The organism is Rhodoferax sp. GW821-FHT07F03 (genome assembly GCF_059418745.1).
Genome location: NZ_JBWKQM010000039.1, coordinates 1 through 850, shown reverse-complemented (window position 1 = coordinate 850; position 850 = coordinate 1). Strand labels below are relative to the sequence as shown.

1 protein-coding gene is annotated in these 850 nt (G+C 57.1%); it reads right to left on the bottom strand.

The features are described from left to right. Positions 1–9: 9 nt before the first annotated feature. A protein-coding gene (locus AC07R0_RS25705) for an IS5 family transposase (RefSeq protein WP_495107031.1) occupies positions 10–805 on the bottom strand; the annotation gives its coding sequence in 2 pieces (ribosomal slippage) (positions 10–543 and positions 545–805; 795 coding nt in all). Positions 806–850: the final 45 nt, after the last annotated feature.

The following is an 850-nucleotide window of genomic DNA, read 5'->3' as shown; positions in this document are numbered from 1 at the left end:
AGAACGTGTTCACGATCTTCTGAGCAGCAGGGCCAAGAAAGCCAGGTGGACAAACTGCAGGCTGGTGTTGATGTGGCGCTCGCAGTTTTTCCACAGCCGCCTGTTCTTCTCCAGCCAAGCAAAGCTACGCTCCACGATCCAGCGCTTTGGCATCACCTTGAAGGTATGCAACTCGCTACGCTTGGCAATCTGCACGGCGACGTGCTCACCCAGTATCTCCTGCACGCCTTGTGCAAAGGGCTTGCCCGTATAGCTACTATCTGCCAGCACGCTTTGCACCGTACCCAAACGGCTCTTGCACCGACGCATGGCTTGTAACGCACCCTTGCGGTCCGTGACTTCTGCGGTCGTCACCGCAACCGCGTGCGGCAAGCCTTGGCTATCCACACCGATATGGCGCTTGATACCCGAGACCTTCTTGCCCGCGTCATAGCCCTTCAAAGCCGCTGTGTCCGTGTTCTTCACGCTCTGCGCATCCACGATCAAGAGTGTGGGCAAGACGCTGCGCCCCAGTCTCTCGCGGGCCGCGCCAACCTGATTTTTTTAAAGCCCGTTCCAGCACGCTAATGCCGTGCTCGTCGGGCTCACTCCACTTGGCAAAGTACGAATGTACCGTGCGCCACTTGGGAAAGTCGCTGGGCAAGAAGCGCCACTGGCAACCCGTTCTTAGCAGGTACAGCACTGCACAGAACACCTCATACAAGTCCACTGTCGTCGGCTTCGTGCGTCGGCGCACGCTTTGCAGCAGTGGCACGATCTCTTCAAACTTCTCCCGGCTGATATCACTGGCGTATTTCTTTCTCATCCGCCTATTTTCAGTCCAGCGGCGGATAGATCGTGAACAAGTTCT